General features: G+C 32.6%; 17 protein-coding genes, 1 other RNA gene and 1 pseudogene. 2 read left to right on the top strand and 17 right to left on the bottom strand.

Features of this window, described 5'->3' with window-relative positions:
- Positions 1 to 79: 79 nt before the first annotated feature.
- Both DW269_RS10435 and DW269_RS10440 read right to left on the bottom strand, forming a co-directional pair.
- Complete coding sequence (locus tag DW269_RS10435; protein WP_117459735.1) at positions 80 to 1,069, bottom strand: rod shape-determining protein; 990 nt, start codon at positions 1,067 to 1,069, stop codon at positions 80 to 82.
- A gap of 85 nt (positions 1,070 to 1,154) precedes the next feature.
- The gene (locus DW269_RS10440; RefSeq protein WP_117459737.1) at positions 1,155 to 1,358 is read right to left on the bottom strand and encodes a DUF1146 domain-containing protein; all 204 of its coding nucleotides are present in this window, start codon (positions 1,356 to 1,358) and stop codon (positions 1,155 to 1,157) included.
- Positions 1,359 to 1,458: 100 nt separating this feature from the next.
- Between DW269_RS10440 and DW269_RS10445 the strand changes: the two genes are divergently transcribed.
- Positions 1,459 to 1,965 carry an N-acetyltransferase gene (locus DW269_RS10445; protein ID WP_158546356.1) on the top strand — a complete coding sequence of 169 codons (507 nt, stop codon included), beginning with the start codon at positions 1,459 to 1,461 and terminating at the stop codon, positions 1,963 to 1,965.
- Positions 1,966 to 2,059: 94 nt separating this feature from the next.
- On the top strand, positions 2,060 to 2,212 hold the full coding sequence (locus DW269_RS12650) for a hypothetical protein (protein WP_158546357.1): 153 nt from the start codon (positions 2,060 to 2,062) through the stop codon (positions 2,210 to 2,212).
- 229 nt (positions 2,213 to 2,441) lie between these two features.
- On the opposite strand, the gene rsmI is transcribed toward DW269_RS12650, so the two are convergent.
- The 15 genes and pseudogenes from rsmI to DW269_RS10530 form a co-directional block, all read right to left on the bottom strand.
- On the bottom strand, positions 2,442 to 3,293 hold the full coding sequence (gene rsmI, locus DW269_RS10450; protein ID WP_117459742.1) for a 16S rRNA (cytidine(1402)-2'-O)-methyltransferase: 852 nt from the start codon (positions 3,291 to 3,293) through the stop codon (positions 2,442 to 2,444).
- Positions 3,283 to 4,014, bottom strand: coding sequence for a tRNA1(Val) (adenine(37)-N6)-methyltransferase (locus DW269_RS10455; RefSeq protein ID WP_117459744.1), 732 nt, complete (start codon positions 4,012 to 4,014; stop codon positions 3,283 to 3,285). Before DW269_RS10455 ends, rsmI begins: the two co-directional genes overlap by 11 nt.
- On the bottom strand, positions 3,998 to 4,966 hold the full coding sequence (locus DW269_RS10460) for a stage 0 sporulation family protein (RefSeq protein ID WP_117459745.1): 969 nt from the start codon (positions 4,964 to 4,966) through the stop codon (positions 3,998 to 4,000). Before DW269_RS10460 ends, DW269_RS10455 begins: the two co-directional genes overlap by 17 nt.
- 4 nt (positions 4,967 to 4,970) lie before the next feature.
- A complete protein-coding gene (locus DW269_RS10465) occupies positions 4,971 to 5,930 on the bottom strand; it encodes a hypothetical protein (RefSeq protein ID WP_117459748.1) in 960 nt (319 codons plus the stop codon).
- On the bottom strand, positions 5,927 to 6,541 hold the full coding sequence (gene tmk, locus DW269_RS10470; protein ID WP_022424791.1) for a dTMP kinase: 615 nt from the start codon (positions 6,539 to 6,541) through the stop codon (positions 5,927 to 5,929). Before tmk ends, DW269_RS10465 begins: the two co-directional genes overlap by 4 nt.
- 69 nt (positions 6,542 to 6,610) lie before the next feature.
- Entirely contained in the window at positions 6,611 to 7,399 is a 789-nt protein-coding gene (locus DW269_RS10475; protein ID WP_117459750.1) for an ATP-grasp domain-containing protein, read from the bottom strand.
- 52 nt (positions 7,400 to 7,451) lie between these two features.
- Entirely contained in the window at positions 7,452 to 8,045 is a 594-nt protein-coding gene (gene recR / locus DW269_RS10480; protein ID WP_117459752.1) for a recombination mediator RecR, read from the bottom strand.
- Position 8,046: 1 nt separating this feature from the next.
- Positions 8,047 to 8,349, bottom strand: coding sequence for a YbaB/EbfC family nucleoid-associated protein (locus tag DW269_RS10485; RefSeq protein ID WP_006505010.1), 303 nt, complete (start codon positions 8,347 to 8,349; stop codon positions 8,047 to 8,049).
- A 2-nt stretch (positions 8,350 to 8,351) separates the two neighbouring features.
- Positions 8,352 to 10,148: a DNA polymerase III subunit gamma/tau gene (gene dnaX, locus DW269_RS10490; RefSeq protein ID WP_117459753.1), complete on the bottom strand. Its 1,797-nt coding sequence runs from the start codon at positions 10,146 to 10,148 to the stop codon at positions 8,352 to 8,354.
- Between the two features lie 50 nt (positions 10,149 to 10,198).
- Positions 10,199 to 10,876: a Bax inhibitor-1/YccA family protein gene (locus DW269_RS10495; protein ID WP_117459755.1), complete on the bottom strand. Its 678-nt coding sequence runs from the start codon at positions 10,874 to 10,876 to the stop codon at positions 10,199 to 10,201.
- 2 nt (positions 10,877 to 10,878) lie between these two features.
- A complete protein-coding gene (locus DW269_RS10500) occupies positions 10,879 to 11,322 on the bottom strand; it encodes a nucleoside deaminase (RefSeq protein WP_117459756.1) in 444 nt (147 codons plus the stop codon).
- Between the two features lie 192 nt (positions 11,323 to 11,514).
- A pseudogene (locus DW269_RS13045) lies at positions 11,515 to 12,678 on the bottom strand (RNA-guided endonuclease InsQ/TnpB family protein).
- A gap of 513 nt (positions 12,679 to 13,191) precedes the next feature.
- An RNA gene (ffs, locus tag DW269_RS10520) (signal recognition particle sRNA small type) lies at positions 13,192 to 13,281 on the bottom strand.
- Between the two features lie 61 nt (positions 13,282 to 13,342).
- A complete protein-coding gene (serS, locus tag DW269_RS10525; RefSeq protein WP_117459758.1) occupies positions 13,343 to 14,629 on the bottom strand; it encodes a serine--tRNA ligase in 1,287 nt (428 codons plus the stop codon).
- Positions 14,630 to 14,681: 52 nt separating this feature from the next.
- Positions 14,682 to 15,587 (bottom strand): AEC family transporter, encoded by a 906-nt coding sequence (locus DW269_RS10530; RefSeq protein ID WP_117459760.1) that lies wholly within the window; start codon positions 15,585 to 15,587, stop codon positions 14,682 to 14,684.
- Positions 15,588 to 15,651 lie beyond the last annotated feature (64 nt).

The raw sequence follows: 15,651 nt of genomic DNA on the forward strand, positions 1-15,651 counted from the left end.
CGCCCCCACAGTGGACTTTCACCACCTAGATATATGCCATGCCCGGCATACAAAAAAGAGATAGCGCGAACGCTATCTCTTACTGTAAGTATGTAGTGTTTTCTAACATGACACCGCAGCCTTCAGCAACACAATCAAGTGGTGTATCAGCTACGAATACAGGAACCTTTAATCCCTGTTCAAGGAACTTGTCTAAATTCTTTAATAAAGCTCCTCCACCAGTTAAGAAGATACCCTTATTTACGATATCTGCAGATAATTCAGGTGGTGTCTGTTCAAGAACCTGCTTAGCAGCAATTAAGATTGTTTCACAAACTTCTCCTAAAGCAGAAACTGTTTCAGCTTCATTCATCTGGACAGTCTTTGGAAGACCAGTCACTAAGTCTCTACCACGAACATCCATAACTGTTTCTTCGTTAGGCTGGAATGCACAACCGATCTGTTTCTTAACTTCTTCAGCTGTAGCATCACCAATTAATAACTTATATTTATCTTTTACGTATTTAATGATTTCCTGATCCATCTTGTCACCAGCAATCTTTAATGACTGAGATGTAACGATATCACCTAATGAAAGTACAGCAACGTCTGTAGTTCCACCACCGATATCGATAACCATGTTTCCAGATGGTTTAGAAATATCAAGACCAGCACCAATAGCAGCTACTTTTGGTTCTTCTTCGATATATACCTTCTTAGCACCACATCTTAAAGCAACATCCTGGATGGCACTCTTTTCGATTGAAGTGATGTTAGATGGACAACAAATTAAGATTGTTGGTCTAGCAAAAATTCCTTTTAAGTTTAGTTTATTGATAAAGTGTGTTAGTAAGATTTCAGTAGTCTGGAAATCAGCAATAACCCCATCCTTTAATGGACGGATTGCTTTTAATTTTCCAGGAGTCTTTCCAAGCATTTCTCTTGCTTCTTCACCAACAGCAACAGGTCTATTTGTTTCTACATTAATAGTGACAACACTTGGTTCATTAACTACAATTCCTTCTCCTTTAGCATAGATAAGGATATTTGCAGTACCAAGGTCAATACCAATTTCTTTTGATAAGCTCATACCTTTTTCCTCCTTGTAAGCATTTCTATTTTATCATTTTATTCATATTATTCAAGTCAATTAATTAAAAAATATTGGCTTTAAATCAATAAAAACTTAACGTACCAAAATTAAGTATAAATTGTGCAAATAAGTATCCGAGCGCCACACTCGCGATTATATAGAAGACGTAAAACTGGCTGATTCTGCCCTTTCTTAAGAAGCGTTCGAAGTCAAAAGCCTGCAAGCCATACATAACTAATAAGACAGAAATAATATAGACTAAAATATTAACTGTACGATAAAACATAGTATCCTCCTTTGACACTATTTAACCATTTCAGCAATCAAAATACAACCATTTGATATTTCAAATGATTTCTAGTACAATTTTAAATGAGGTGATTGATATGAATGTACGCGCATCAGAAATTAAAGATCTAAGTCGTGTGATGGATCTTATTAATCAAGCAAAAGAATATTTTAAAGATAATAATATTAATCAATGGCAAAAAGGATATCCTGACATTAGCACAATACTAGACGATATTATATCAGGTAACAGTTATGTTCTTTCTAAACATTCCCATACATATGGCACAATGCATTTTTTTATAGGAATAGAACCAAACTATGTAAGAATATACAATGGCCACTGGCTTACTAATACTAGGCACTATGGTATTATTCATCGTTTTGTGATTGATAATAATCATAAAGGAAATGGCTATGCAAAAAAATTATTGGATTATGCAGTCAACATCTGTAAACAGAGTGGTACTCCTTCTATTCGTTTAGATATTGAAAAGAATAATAAACCAATGAAAGAATTTATATTAAAGAATGGATTTAAACATTGTGGTACTATTTGTTTAAAAAACAACGAAGAAAGAGAAGCATACGAAAGATTGATTTGAAACTGTGTGTAAACACAGTTTTTTTATTTTATTTTTACATTTGCTTAACATATATAAGAAACAAATATACTATAATTCATTCAGGAGGACTCTTATGAAAAATTTAAGATTCTATATCATATTTTTATCTCTTTCTATTCTATTCTTACTATTTGATTGGTACTATTCAAGAAAACTCAATCTAGATTATATTAAGATTATCATTTTATCTATTACAGTTGTATTTGCTTGTCAATTGCTTATTTAGTCTTATGCAGTCACTTATGACTGTTCTTTTAATATTATTTGTATTTTAAGTTTAATTTATTGACAATTTTCTCAGATATACATTTGAATTAAAATTTACCTTATGTTAAACTGTCATTGTCATTTTAAAAAATGACTTTACTTTTTTCTTCTTGTATTTATAGTTATTAACTAGAAATATAAAGTCTTCCAAGCAAAAAGGGTAATGTTTCACGTGAAACATTACCCTTTTACTTTTTATGATATTCTTCATACACATGATTCTTATTTAATTTGCGAATCTTTGCGACTTCTTTAATAGCATCCTTCTTGGACATACCCTTTCCAACAAACTCATCAACATGTTCTGTAATTGTTTGGTCAAAAGTCTCTTCCTCTGTTACTTCAGTGCCACCTTCAACCACAATAACCATTTCACCCTTTAATTCATCTACTACTTCTAATACTTCAGAAATAGTACCTCTTAGAATTTCTTCATGCTTCTTTGTGATTTCTCTACATAAAGCTATTCTTCTATCACCTAATACTTTCATCATACATTCCAATGTTGCCTTAATTCTATGTGGGGCTTCATAGAATACGATTGTATAAGTGATATTTTTTAATTTTTCTAATTCTTTAGTCTTATTTTTGTTTGTATGGCTTAAGAAGCCATAGAACATGAATGGCTGTGGTGCAATGCCAGAGACAACCAAAGCATCTAAACAAGCATTACATCCTGATAAAGGTACTACATTGTATCCTGCATCAATAGTTGCAAGAACCATTTCATACCCTGGATCACTAATTGCAGGATAACCTGCATCACTTACTAATGCAACTGACTCCCCTTCTTCTAATAATGATAAAAGTTTAGGAATCGCAACATGCAGATTATGTTCATGATGAGAAATAAGCTTAGCTTCTATATTAAAGTGATTTAATAGTTTTACTGTATTACGTGTATCTTCTGCTGCAATATAGTTTACACTCTTCATAACATCAATACATCTTGGCGTCATTTCACTTAAATTACCAATAGGTGTTGGTACAAGGTAAAGTGTTGCTTTTCCATTCTCAAAACTCTTTTGTCTATTTAACATTCATCTCACCTACTAACTGTTTAACTTCATCTGAATAGCTTCCATCTTCATTATGTGTATATAATGGAGGTTCAATCTTTAATCCAGTTTTGCCTAAGAAAGCACCTTCGATTAAAAACGTATTACATTCTTTTCCTTCTTTAGGATAGACAAAACGGATACGTTTAGGTTCTATTCTATATTTTTTAAATAATTCAATTGTTTCAATAAAACGGTCTGGACGATAGACCATTGAGAAACGACCATTCTGATCTAGAATCTTTGCAGCTGATGCAATAATTCCTTCTATATCTATTTTGATTTCATGACGTGCAATAGTTATATAAGGACTTTCATTAATATGGGATTTCTCTCCTAATTTAAAGAAAGGTGGGTTACATACAATTGCTTTGGTACGTGGTGCATATTTCACATAATCTTTAATATCATCATGAATGATTTCTACCTGATCTTCTACATGATTTAATTTTACGTTTCTTTCTGCAATCTCTACAGCTTCCTTTTGAATTTCAACACCAATAATCTTCTTATGAGTTCGTTGTGTTAAGATTAATGGTATGGCTGCATTATTTGTCCCAAAATCTACGATTGTCTTCATATCCTTTGTGATTGCACAAAAGTTTGCCAATAAAACAGTATCCAGAGAAAAGGTAAACATATCTCTTCTCTGGATGATCTTCATATCATTATAACCAAGGAGATGATTAATTTCTTCGTTCATCTTTCTTCCCTTTTGGATTATTACCTTTGATAGTTCTTGGCTTCTGATTATACTGTTTTGGTTTATGCTGTTGTCTTGGCTTCTTTTGTTTTGGTTTATCGTGTTTCTTTTCTTTTTTAGGTGCTAGTTCTTCTAAGATACGTCTTTCCTTTTTAGGAGCTGATTTCTTATCGATATCAGATAAAGGAATAAATAAAATACTTCCTTCACTATCAATCTTTACCAAATCAGAAATAACATTTAAACCAACAACCTTACACTGTTTATCTTCATAACGAATAAATGAACCAATCTTAGGGAATTTCTTTTTAACTTCCTTATAGGCTTCATCTTCATACTTTAAACAGCATAATAAACGTCCACAAACACCTGAAATCTTATCAATATTAATCGCAAGTAACTGATTCTTAGCCATATTGATAGATACACCATCAAACTCACCTAAGAATGAGTTACAACATAGTGGTAAGCCACAATTTCCAATACCACCCACTATTTTAGCTTTATCTCTAGGTCCTACCTGTCTCAATTCAATACGACATTTAAAAACACTAGCAAGTTTCTTTAATAAATCTCTGAAGTCTACACGTTCATCAGATGTATACATAAAGATCACCTTAGAAGCATCTAATGTATATTCGCAATTGATTAAATGCATATCAAGGTTTGTTTCCGCAATGATTTCTTTACAGATTTCAAATGATTTTTGTGCCTTAATTTTATTTATATTATATACTTCAATGTCTGCTCTATTCGCTACACGTTTAATTCTTTTTAATTCGTTATCTAATTTAAATTCTGATAAGTCTGCAAGATCCGTAATGATTTCTCCCATTTCTAGTCCTCTTACAGTTTCTACTACTACTTTATCTCCTTTTTTGACATCTAAGTCTGTAGAGAAGTAATAATATTTACCAGCGCTATTAAATCTAACAGCCGCTAATTTATCCATTTCATCAAACTCCCTTCAATACTTTATATACCATACCATCTAGTAATAATGCAAGATTGACATTATTGTTGAGTTTTTCAGTATATTCTAATATAATTTCTATTTTCTGTAATATTTTACCATCTTCTGGCATCTTCTCAAAGAAATCTTTATGTTTCACAAATAATACAGGTATGGAATGTTTCACGTGAAACATATCTCTCATACCTAACACCAGAAGATTTAAGAATAATGCATAAGCTTCTTTATTCTTCTTATACTTCTTACCTAGGTTTATCTGCAAATTGATCAATAAATCAGATGGTTTCATATATAAATCTTCAATAAAGTAGAATACATAATTCTTAACATCAAAATATAACTCACTATCCTTATATTCATTACATTCTTCAATCGAATCAAACAGATGAGGAAGAACCATAGAGTCTTCTTCATCCACCCCTTCATTCTTTAGTTTTAATTCTAAAGAATGCTTAGATTCAGGAAGTAATTTAATCACCTGACATCTAGATTGAATAGTAGGTAGTACTTTATTAATATTCTTTGTTGTAAGGATTGCATATACTTCTTCTACAGGTTCTTCTAAGAACTTTAATAAGCTATTCATTGCCTGAGTTGTCGCATTATCAATATTTTTAAGAATATATACTTTTCCATTATTCTCTACACTTGATTTCACAAACTCTTCCTGAATATGATCAATATCAGATTTCTTAATAGAACTCTCTTTACCATCACATACAATCATATCAGGATAAAGACATTCTTTAATTCGTATACAGTCATCACAAGTTTCACACGCTAGTGTATCTTCATGGCATATATAAGACTGGGCAATAAATGTCGCAATATCATCCGTATGATCCCCTACTAGAAGAAATGCATGAGTCTTTTTATTCTCTTTAAAACTCTTCTCTAAGATACGATAGAAGATAGGTTGTGTTTCTTTTAAGAATTCTTTCATAGTCTATCCTTTACAATTTCATAAACCTGACGATATACTTCTTCAACTGGTAAAGAGGCGTCTACCTTCACAATTCTATCTGGGAACTTATCACAGATCATTTGATAACCATCATATACTTTATGATGAAAATCCAATGATTCTAAATCTAATCTATTGACTTCTCTATCTCCTGTAATACGCTTTAAAGCAACTTCAGGTTTTACATCAAAGAAAATAGTTAAATCAGGAAGAATACCATCTGTCGCAAAAAGATTCATGTTGTAGATATTATCTACGCCAATACCTCTTCCAATTCCCTGATAAACTAAAGAACTATCAATAAAACGATCGCATATCACAATACCATCTTCCTTTAATACAGGAAGTACTTTTTCTACTAAATGCTGTCTTCTACTTGCTGCATAAAGTAATGCTTCAGTTCTTGCATCCATCTTCGTATTATTGACATCAGTAATCACATCTCTGATTTGTTCTGCAATATCTACACCACCAGGTTCTCTACTAAAAGTGATATTATATCCTTCTTCAATAAACTGTTTATGTAACATCTTTGCAATAGTCGTTTTACCACTGCCTTCTCCACCTTCAAAAGTAATAAATAAACTCATATCATACACTCCTTCAAACATTAATATTATATGTGATTTACAATGTTTTTTCCATAATTAAAAAGAAGGTTATTCATTACCTTCTCTATACTTTCGATAATCAAAGACATCTTCTCTATTTAATAACTGTGACCATCTTGCTGATAACAGTTTTGCATATTTATAGTCTTCTAATCCATATGCCCCTAAAGAATAGGCATCATTACATTCTATTAATAAGGTTCTTCCATCTTTAGTAACACCTATATCAATAGAACATGCCATAGGTCTTTCATCCCATTGTGTAAATTGATTCATGATCTGGTCAAGTACATCAGGATTATAGTTATAATGCCAATCACCTTTATAAGGACGCACATCTATAATTTCATCATAATATACAAAGCAGCGCCACTCACGCATGAACTCAACAGCTTCACTACAGAGAACTTCAAGATTATCATTATAAGCCCCACAGCCTATTAAATCCTTAATACTTGATATCACTTTACCAGTAAATACTTTACTATCAACGGGTTTCACAAACCATCCTGCTGACCATTTCTTTTCGTCTGAAGAAATAGAATTAATTGTATCTTTCCATATCTTTCTTCCTAAAAATTCTTTGAGACATTCTGGATAATTATCAACATGAGGATGCGTTATTCCAATCTTCTTAAATACATTTTCACACTGTATAAGATAATCTACTACTATATCCTCTTTAGTGATTTGATCGTAAATATCATTGAGTGAGTAATAAGGTTCTATTTCACATGCTAATTCATTGAATCCATTAATAGCTTTCTGCATTTCAAGACTATGGCCTACTACAAGTCCAGAATTATAATCTTTTTTTACTTTTATGTAAGCTTTCATTATTTTATCCTCAATACAAAAGGGCTACAACAATATATTATAGCCCCCTTGATTAAACTTTCTTTCTACCCTCAAATGATTTTAATAATGTGAGTTCATCTGCATAGTCAAGAGAACTTCCAATTGGTAAACCATGCGCAATACGTGTTGTATTGACACCTTTTTTATCTAATAGCTTTGCAAGGAAGAGTGCAGTTGTTTCCCCTTCTCTTGTCGCATTTGTCGCAATAATTACTTCTTTTGTATCAGGAGTAATACGATCAAATAAACTCATGATGTTCAAATCATCCATAGTCTTGCCATCCATAATAGAAATTGTACCACCTAATACATGATATAACCCATGGTACTCTTTCATCTTTTCCATCGCAAAGACATCCTTAGGAGATTCTACAACACATATTGTAGACTGATCTCTTTCGTGATCGGAACATATTTCACACTTATCTCCTTCACTTAAATTACCACATATAGGGCATGTATGAACGTTTTCTTTAAATGAAGTCAGTGCCTGTGAGAATCTTTTTACATCTTCTTCTGACATATCATAAATCGCATAAGCCATTCTTTCAGCACCTTTGTTTCCAATACCTGGCAACATTTTAAAACATGTCATTAACTCTTCAAAACTCTTTGGATATTCCATATTACATAAAAGAAGATAAATCTAATCCACCAGTGAGGGATTTCATATTATCCTCTTTCTCCTTTTCTACCTGACTGATTCCCTGATTAATCGCAATCATCATCAAGTCTTCTAACATATCTTTATCGTCCATAAGATCCTGACTGATATGTAATTCAGTGATCTGATACTTACCATTGATTTTACCTGTAATCAAATTATTCTGACAAGAAAAACTAAAACTCTTATTTTCTAATTCTTTTTGTTGGTTTGAGGCTGTTTCACCCATTTTCTTTGCGGTTTCTAAAAGCGAATTGAAATCCATTTTTAATCCTCCTTAAATTCTACAATATCTTCGCCAAACATATCTAAAGCATACTTCTGTGCATCATTCAAATCTACTCTTTTTAAATCATATCCATCAATATGTTTTAATGTGATTGGTCTCGCCTGAGGAAGCTGTTTGCTTCTTGCAAGCTGAATATAATGTTGTCTCATCTCTAACCATGCATCATGCTGCATACCAATGAATTTATATTCATGTCCTAATACATCCTTAATTAAAGATGATAACTGTTTATAGTTCTTATAATAGTTTGCAGCATTCACATCAGGCATTAATTCAAACTCAATAATTAAACCATCTCTACAAGCAGCTACAGGATGCCCCTGTGATAACATACTTGCTGCTTTGGCTGTATTCATATTAGCCATATAACGTCTAATCACTGGCCACTTCTCCTGTACTTCATTTAAGATCTTACGATCTGCCTGTACAAGAATATTTAATATATCACTTGGATCTACATCGATATTATCATCTGATGCATATGTTTCTGGTTCTTCTTTCTTTTCATAATTGAATTGAGGTACTGGTTGTTCAACCTTCTTTTCAATAACTGGTTCTACTATCTCTTCTTCAATTGGTTCAAAGACAGGTTCTTCTATAATTTCTTCGATTGGTTCTTCTTTGACTTCAACCTTCTTTACTTCTACAGGTTTTACAGGTTCTTCTTTAATAGGTGTATATTCAATCTTCTGACTTGGTGCATATTCTTGATTGCATAGTCTTAATAATGCAAGTTCAAAATAAATATGTGGATCAGTGGCTCTGATATACTTCTCACTTGCATCCATCAATATATCAATAAAATTAAAACATTCATCACTTGAAATATAAGGCACAATGTTTTCTAAGTCTTTCTGTGTCATGACTGACATAATAGAAACATCTTTTGTATTCCTATAAACAACTATGTCTTTTAATATATCAATTAAATCAAATGTTAATCTCTTAATATCGATACCACTCTTATCCATCTTATCTAATATCTTTAAAGATTCAGACATATTCTTAGATAATAAAACCTTCAATAAGTTTGTCTTATCATCCATGGATACAATACCATAAATAGTATGAATATCATTAATGCTTAAATGATCATCATTATATGCAAGACATTGTTCAAGGATAGATAATGCATCTCTCATCCCACCATTCGCAAGTCTGGCGATTAATTCTAAGGATCCATCATCATATGTCTTACCTTCCTCTTTTAAGACATACTGCATTCTTTGTACCATTTCCTGGTCAGTGAGTCGTGTAAAATCAAATCTCTGACATCTAGAAATAATAGTAGGTAAGATCTTATGTGGTTCTGTTGTCGCAAGAATAAAGATGACATGTGCAGGGGGTTCTTCTAATGTCTTTAATAGTGCATTAAAAGCGCCAGGTGACATCATATGTACTTCATCGATGATATAAACTTTATATTGTCCCTGTGTCGGTGCATATTTCACCTTATCAATCAGACTTCTTACTTCTTCTACCCCATTATTGCTGGCAGCATCTATTTCAATGACATCTGGATGTGTTCCATTTTCAATCTGTTTACAATTTTCACATTCACCACATGGTTTAGGATCACCTGTACAATTAACTGCCTTAGCTAATAACTTTGCGACAGTTGTCTTCCCTGTTCCACGTGGACCACAAAATAAATATGCATGAGCAATCTTCTTTTCATCTATTGCATGCTTTAATGTAGTAATAATTGCTTCCTGTCCAGCTACATCTTTAAATGTCTGTGGACGGTATGTTCTATATAATGATTTATATGCCATCTTCCTCAACTCCTTTCTTTATTATACATAAAAAAAGGTGCCTTAGCACCTTAATTATTATCACTTACTAACATCAATATATCAATAAAAATGTTGATGAAATCCATATAGAGCTGTAATGCACAAAGCAATGCCACACCTTGTAATGCTTCCTGAGGTGCAACTTCATAGGCATATTCGATATGCTTAAAATCATAAAGAGTAAGTCCAGTAAAGACTGCAAGATCAAGGAATACCACAAGATAATAAAGACCTGGTGCTGAAATGAAGATCAATAAGATATACGCAATCATAAGAACTGGTAAAGCCATTAAACAGACCTTTCCTATACCAATGAAATTATTATTAGTATGCTGTGTCACTGTATAAAGTAAGCCAAAATAAACAGCTGTCACTGCAAAGGCAAGTACTGCTACACCTGGTACAACATAATTCAACCACATAGAAAGCACAATCCCATTAATTACTGAATAAGCAACATAATATGTCTTAGCCTTCTCTATAGCCATATCTTTCACTGTTTTACTAAGCATGAGTACTAATCCTATTTCTACAATAGAACATACAATCATAAAAATGAAATAAGAAGCACCAAACATTAATTCAAGATGTAAGAATGAGAATAGAAATGAAGTGATTGTAGTGATTCCTAAAGCCACAGCCATCCATTTCATGGTTGAACTAAAGAACTCACCATAACTCATCTTATTACTATAATAAGAATCCATAGTTATTTCCTCCTTTTACGTTTAAAGAACTCTGATACTATTGTAGCACACTGTTCCTTTAAAATCCCCTGTTGTACATCAGGATGATGATTTACAGGATTATTCTCTATTAACTTAATATATCCAGGCCATTTACTCACATTTGCACCAATCACTAAACGACTCATACGACTTTGTATAATAGCCCCTGTACACATCATACATGGTTCTAATGTTACATACATTGTACAGCCATCTAAATGCCATAAATTAAGATACTCACTTGCTTGATTAATAGCTAATATTTCAGCATGTCCTGTAGCTTTCTTTAAGGTTTCCTTCTGGTTATGTGTACGTGCAATGATTTGTCCTTCATAGACAATAATGCATCCAATAGGTACTTCATCTTCACTCATTGCAATTTCTGCTTCTTTTAATGCTTCAGCCATATATTCTTCATCATTCATACTATGACTGCCACTCAAAATGTGATTAAATATACTCACATCGAGATAATGTAAGTTCTCACGAACATTACTTACTATGTCATCGTGCATGCTTTGGATTGACCGAAATCATATCTACTCACAAGTTCTAGTGCACTCCATAGTCGTAAATTCCCGAAATAGCCTTCGGTACATACCTACGTTTGCGTTCATCTATGCAACTTCGTAAGTTGTAGCATCTCTCAGATTAAGTGCAGCATTGAAATCTCTGTCTTCGATATAGCCACAGTCACATCTGAAAAGTCTATCTGAAAGATTTAAATCTTTCTTGATATTCTTGCAGCAGTGACATGTCTTAGATGATGGGTACCATCTATCTACTGTTCGTTGTTCAATTCCATTCTCTTTGCATTTAGCTTGAAGCTTTGTCTTAAATTCATAAAACTTCTGCGAAGCAACTGCCTTTGAAAGATGTCTGTTCTTCATCATCCCTGATACGTTTAGATCTTCAATCGTTATATGACATGGCTTGGTTTTCACTATCTCTGCGATTATCTTATTGATGTAATCAGTACGAATATTGTCAATTCTATGATGAAGCTTCTGTATCTTAAGCTTTTGTTTCTGTATATTTCTTTTTTGAGTGGACTCTCCTTTCTTTAGATTTTCATACTTTCGAGAAAGACTTCTCTGTTCTCGAACAAGCTTTTTTTCAAGCTACTTTAGTTTTGCAGATTTATTGATGTTCTTATAAGTTTTGCCATTAGAGACAATCGCAAAGTCCTTTAATCCAAGGTCAATGCCAATTCCTTTACTGGAATTATTGGCTGTCCTTTTATCTGGGATTTCTACAAGAACTGAAACATAGTATCTGTCAGCCTTTATTGAGACATGACCGCTCTTAATTACGTATCCATCTTTTGTAGTTGGAATATATCCTTTCTCTTTGATGCGTACCCAGCCAAGTGACGGAATCTTGATTCTGTGTCTTTCGCAGTGACAATCTTTTGGATTATTCCTTACAAAATACATTTTCACATCAGATCTGCCTTTCTTTTTAAACTTTGGAAAGGCGCTCTTATGATCAAAGAATTTTTTAAATGCTGTCTGTCCATTATTTACTGCCTGTGTTACCGATTTCGAATAAGCTTCCTTGATCCAGGAACATTCTGGATGGCTAGGAAGATACTCATTGTTCAGCCATACTCTAAACTGGCTGCTGCTCATAAACTTTTTGCCACTTTCATGAAGCTCCTTATTATGAGCAAGATAGAAGTTATAGATAAATCTGCAAGCACCTATTGTTTTACGAATCTTGACTTTCTGTTCATCTGTCGGATTTATTTCCGTTTTGAAGCTCTTCAGCAATTTCCTCATCCCTTTCTATCTGTTTTTTTATACTTATGACGCCCTTACAGCCTGCAGGAAAACACATGAAGTATTGAAACAATATCCTGCATGAGTTCTTCATCTGATTTCTAATCTAATTATAGTACAAATGGAAAATCTATGCATCAAGTTCAGCTTCATGAACGCCGATTTATAGGCGTTTATATAATTTAATTTTTACTATCCTGTGGTTTGTGGGTATTCAAATAATTCTTTTACATTACAGAACTATCTTAAAAATGTAACTTGATTTAGTAAATGATGATTATAAGTATAATAGTGCCTATTAGTTTGGATTCGGTTTGCCTTTAAAGTTCCTTCTCTATCTCAACGTTATAATATCTTAACAGATACGCCTAAAAGTTCAGCAAAATCCTTTAATTTATAATTTGTGATATTTGATGTGTTCATTTTAACACTACCTCTATGAGTAAATTTAAACACAATCGAACACAATAGTTAATATTTTTAGTTACTTATAGTTTCCTCCATTTATATAAAAAAAAGTGCCATTACACACAAACAGAGGCCCTTAATGCTGCTACCTTCCGGTCCTGACATGGTTCAGACATGTTTATTGTAATGGCAAAATTGATTATAACATAATTATTATAAAATGCAAGAAAAAGGAGATTTTACATCTCCTTTCACATTATTTCTTAGGAACTAGTTTTTCAGTACCACCCATGTATGGTCTTAATGCTTCTGGTATAGAAACAGTACCATCTTCATTTAAGTTATTTTCTAAGAACGCAATCAACATTCTAGGTGGTGCAACAACAGTATTATTTAAAGTATGTGCGTAATACTTACCATCTTTACCATTGATTCTGATATTTAATCTTCTAGCCTGTGCATCAGTTAAGTTAGAACAGCTTCCTACTTCAAAATACTTCTTCTGTCTTGGAGACCAAGCTTCAACGTCTAATGACTTAGACTTTAAGTCTGCTAAGTCACCAGAACAACATTCAAGTGTTCTTACTGGAATATCTAAAGATCTAAATAAATCTACAGTATTATTCCATAACTTTTCAAACCACATCTTAGATTCTTCTGGTTTACATACAACGATCATTTCCTGTTTTTCAAACTGATGAATTCTATAAACACCACGTTCTTCAATACCATGAGCACCTTTTTCTTTTCTGAAACATGGTGAATATGAAGTATAAGTATATGGTAATTTGTCTTCATCTAATAATTCGCCAATGAACTTACCAATCATTGAATGTTCAGAAGTACCAATTAAGTATAGGTCTTCTCCTTCAATCTTATACATCATGGCATCCATTTCTTCAAATGACATAACACCATTAACAACATTACTTCTAATCATATATGGTGGTACACAATAAGTGAATCCACGGTTGATCATGAAGTCTCTTGCATAAGCTAATACTGCAGAATGTAATCTAGCAATATCACCCATTAAATAATAGAAACCATTACCTGCAACTCTACCTGCTGCATCTAGATCAATACCATCAAATGATTCCATAATATCTGTATGATATGGAACTTCATAATCAGGTACTACTGGATCACCATACTTAGTGATTTCTACGTTTTCGCTGTCATCTTTACCGATTGGTACAGTAGGATCTAAGAAGTTAGGAATCTTCATCATGACTTCTCTTAATTTATCTCCAGATTCTTTTTCAACTTCTTCTAATGACTTTAATTCTTCAGCCATTTCTCCAACTTTCTTCTTATTTTCAGCAGCTTCTTCTTTCTTACCTTCACGCATGAACTGTCCAATTTCTTTAGACAATTTATTTCTCATACTACGAAGTTCAGATGCTCTTGTGATAGCAGCTCTATACTGTTTGTCTAATTCTAATGCTTCATCAACTAAAGGAAGCTTATGATCTTGAAACTTCTTTTTAATATTTTCCCTAACAGCTTCAGGATCTTCTCTTAATCTTGCGATATCAATCATATATATACTCCTTGTTCATAGATTATTGTCATTATATACCATTATTCATTAATTATAAAGTAATCATCAATGAAATAAGTGGCAATGTGACTAAAGAAAATGCAGTAGATACAAAAATAAGCTTAGAAGCGAATTCTGGGTTCTTATCATACTTATTTGCCAGCATTGCACATGTACTTGGTGCAGGCATCGCAGCCAATACTACTGATACACCAATACCAATATGATCAAGTGATGTCCATCTTAAACATAGATAAGTAATCACTGGAATCATAATTAAACGAATAAAAGAATAATAAATACATTCCTTATCCAATATTTCTCTAGGTTCTACATCACTTAATATACTTCCTATCACAATCATACTTAATGCGGTATTACATCCTCCTATAGAACTCATAGTTGTCGTCACAAAAGAAGGTAGTGTATACCCTAATGAATACATGATCATAAATACTATACCAAAATAAATCCCAATAAGACATGGATGTAACGCAACTTTCTTCACCATTGTCTTAAAATCAGCTTTTGTATAATGGGACAAACCATAACTCCACATAAATACTCTTTGTGGTATCAAATAAATACAAGCATAAAGTAAACCCATATCACCATATAACCCCTGTGCAAATGGCATCCCCATAAAACCTGCATTAGATACCATAGTCGCATACTGTAAGTTGATCTTCTTTGTTTCTTCCTGATTATTATAAGCTGTCTTATTAATAATAAAATAAAGACCCTGTATACCAATAGATACTAAAAATACCACAAGAGTTGTCTTCATAATACTTGGTGTGAGTTTAATTAAGAAACTCTTGGCAGTAGCCACAGGTAATACAATGTTTAATACTAAATCAGTGACCTGTTTACGAGTCTGTTTATTAAATAATCCTAGTTTAGAAATAAGATAGCCTATTCCAACTAAAATAAATATTTCTACCTGTAAATCTAACATACTTATCTCCCCTCGTATAATATGTACGTAATCAGTTAATGAATTCTATCGATTCATTATTGAT

It is taken from the genome of Catenibacterium sp. AM22-6LB, from assembly GCF_003435615.1.
Taxonomy (GTDB): Bacteria; Bacillota_I; Bacilli_A; order Erysipelotrichales; family Coprobacillaceae; genus Catenibacterium; species Catenibacterium mitsuoka_A.

Coding starts and splice junctions, on each gene's coding strand:
- DW269_RS10435 (WP_117459735.1), bottom strand. CDS start 1,069: ATGAGCTTATCAAAAGAAATTGGTATTGACCTTGGTACTGCAAATATC.
- DW269_RS10440 (WP_117459737.1), bottom strand. CDS start 1,358: ATGTTTTATCGTACAGTTAATATTTTAGTCTATATTATTTCTGTCTTA.
- DW269_RS10445 (WP_158546356.1), top strand. CDS start 1,459: ATGAATGTACGCGCATCAGAAATTAAAGATCTAAGTCGTGTGATGGAT.
- DW269_RS12650 (WP_158546357.1), top strand. CDS start 2,060: ATGAAAAATTTAAGATTCTATATCATATTTTTATCTCTTTCTATTCTA.
- rsmI (WP_117459742.1), bottom strand. CDS start 3,293: ATGTTAAATAGACAAAAGAGTTTTGAGAATGGAAAAGCAACACTTTAC.
- DW269_RS10455 (WP_117459744.1), bottom strand. CDS start 4,014: ATGAACGAAGAAATTAATCATCTCCTTGGTTATAATGATATGAAGATC.
- DW269_RS10460 (WP_117459745.1), bottom strand. CDS start 4,966: ATGGATAAATTAGCGGCTGTTAGATTTAATAGCGCTGGTAAATATTAT.
- DW269_RS10465 (WP_117459748.1), bottom strand. CDS start 5,930: ATGAAAGAATTCTTAAAAGAAACACAACCTATCTTCTATCGTATCTTA.
- tmk (WP_022424791.1), bottom strand. CDS start 6,541: ATGAGTTTATTTATTACTTTTGAAGGTGGAGAAGGCAGTGGTAAAACG.
- DW269_RS10475 (WP_117459750.1), bottom strand. CDS start 7,399: ATGAAAGCTTACATAAAAGTAAAAAAAGATTATAATTCTGGACTTGTA.
- recR (WP_117459752.1), bottom strand. CDS start 8,045: ATGGAATATCCAAAGAGTTTTGAAGAGTTAATGACATGTTTTAAAATG.
- DW269_RS10485 (WP_006505010.1), bottom strand. CDS start 8,349: ATGGATTTCAATTCGCTTTTAGAAACCGCAAAGAAAATGGGTGAAACA.
- dnaX (WP_117459753.1), bottom strand. CDS start 10,148: ATGGCATATAAATCATTATATAGAACATACCGTCCACAGACATTTAAA.
- DW269_RS10495 (WP_117459755.1), bottom strand. CDS start 10,876: ATGGATTCTTATTATAGTAATAAGATGAGTTATGGTGAGTTCTTTAGT.
- DW269_RS10500 (WP_117459756.1), bottom strand. CDS start 11,322: ATGAATGATGAAGAATATATGGCTGAAGCATTAAAAGAAGCAGAAATT.
- serS (WP_117459758.1), bottom strand. CDS start 14,629: ATGATTGATATCGCAAGATTAAGAGAAGATCCTGAAGCTGTTAGGGAA.
- DW269_RS10530 (WP_117459760.1), bottom strand. CDS start 15,587: ATGTTAGATTTACAGGTAGAAATATTTATTTTAGTTGGAATAGGCTAT.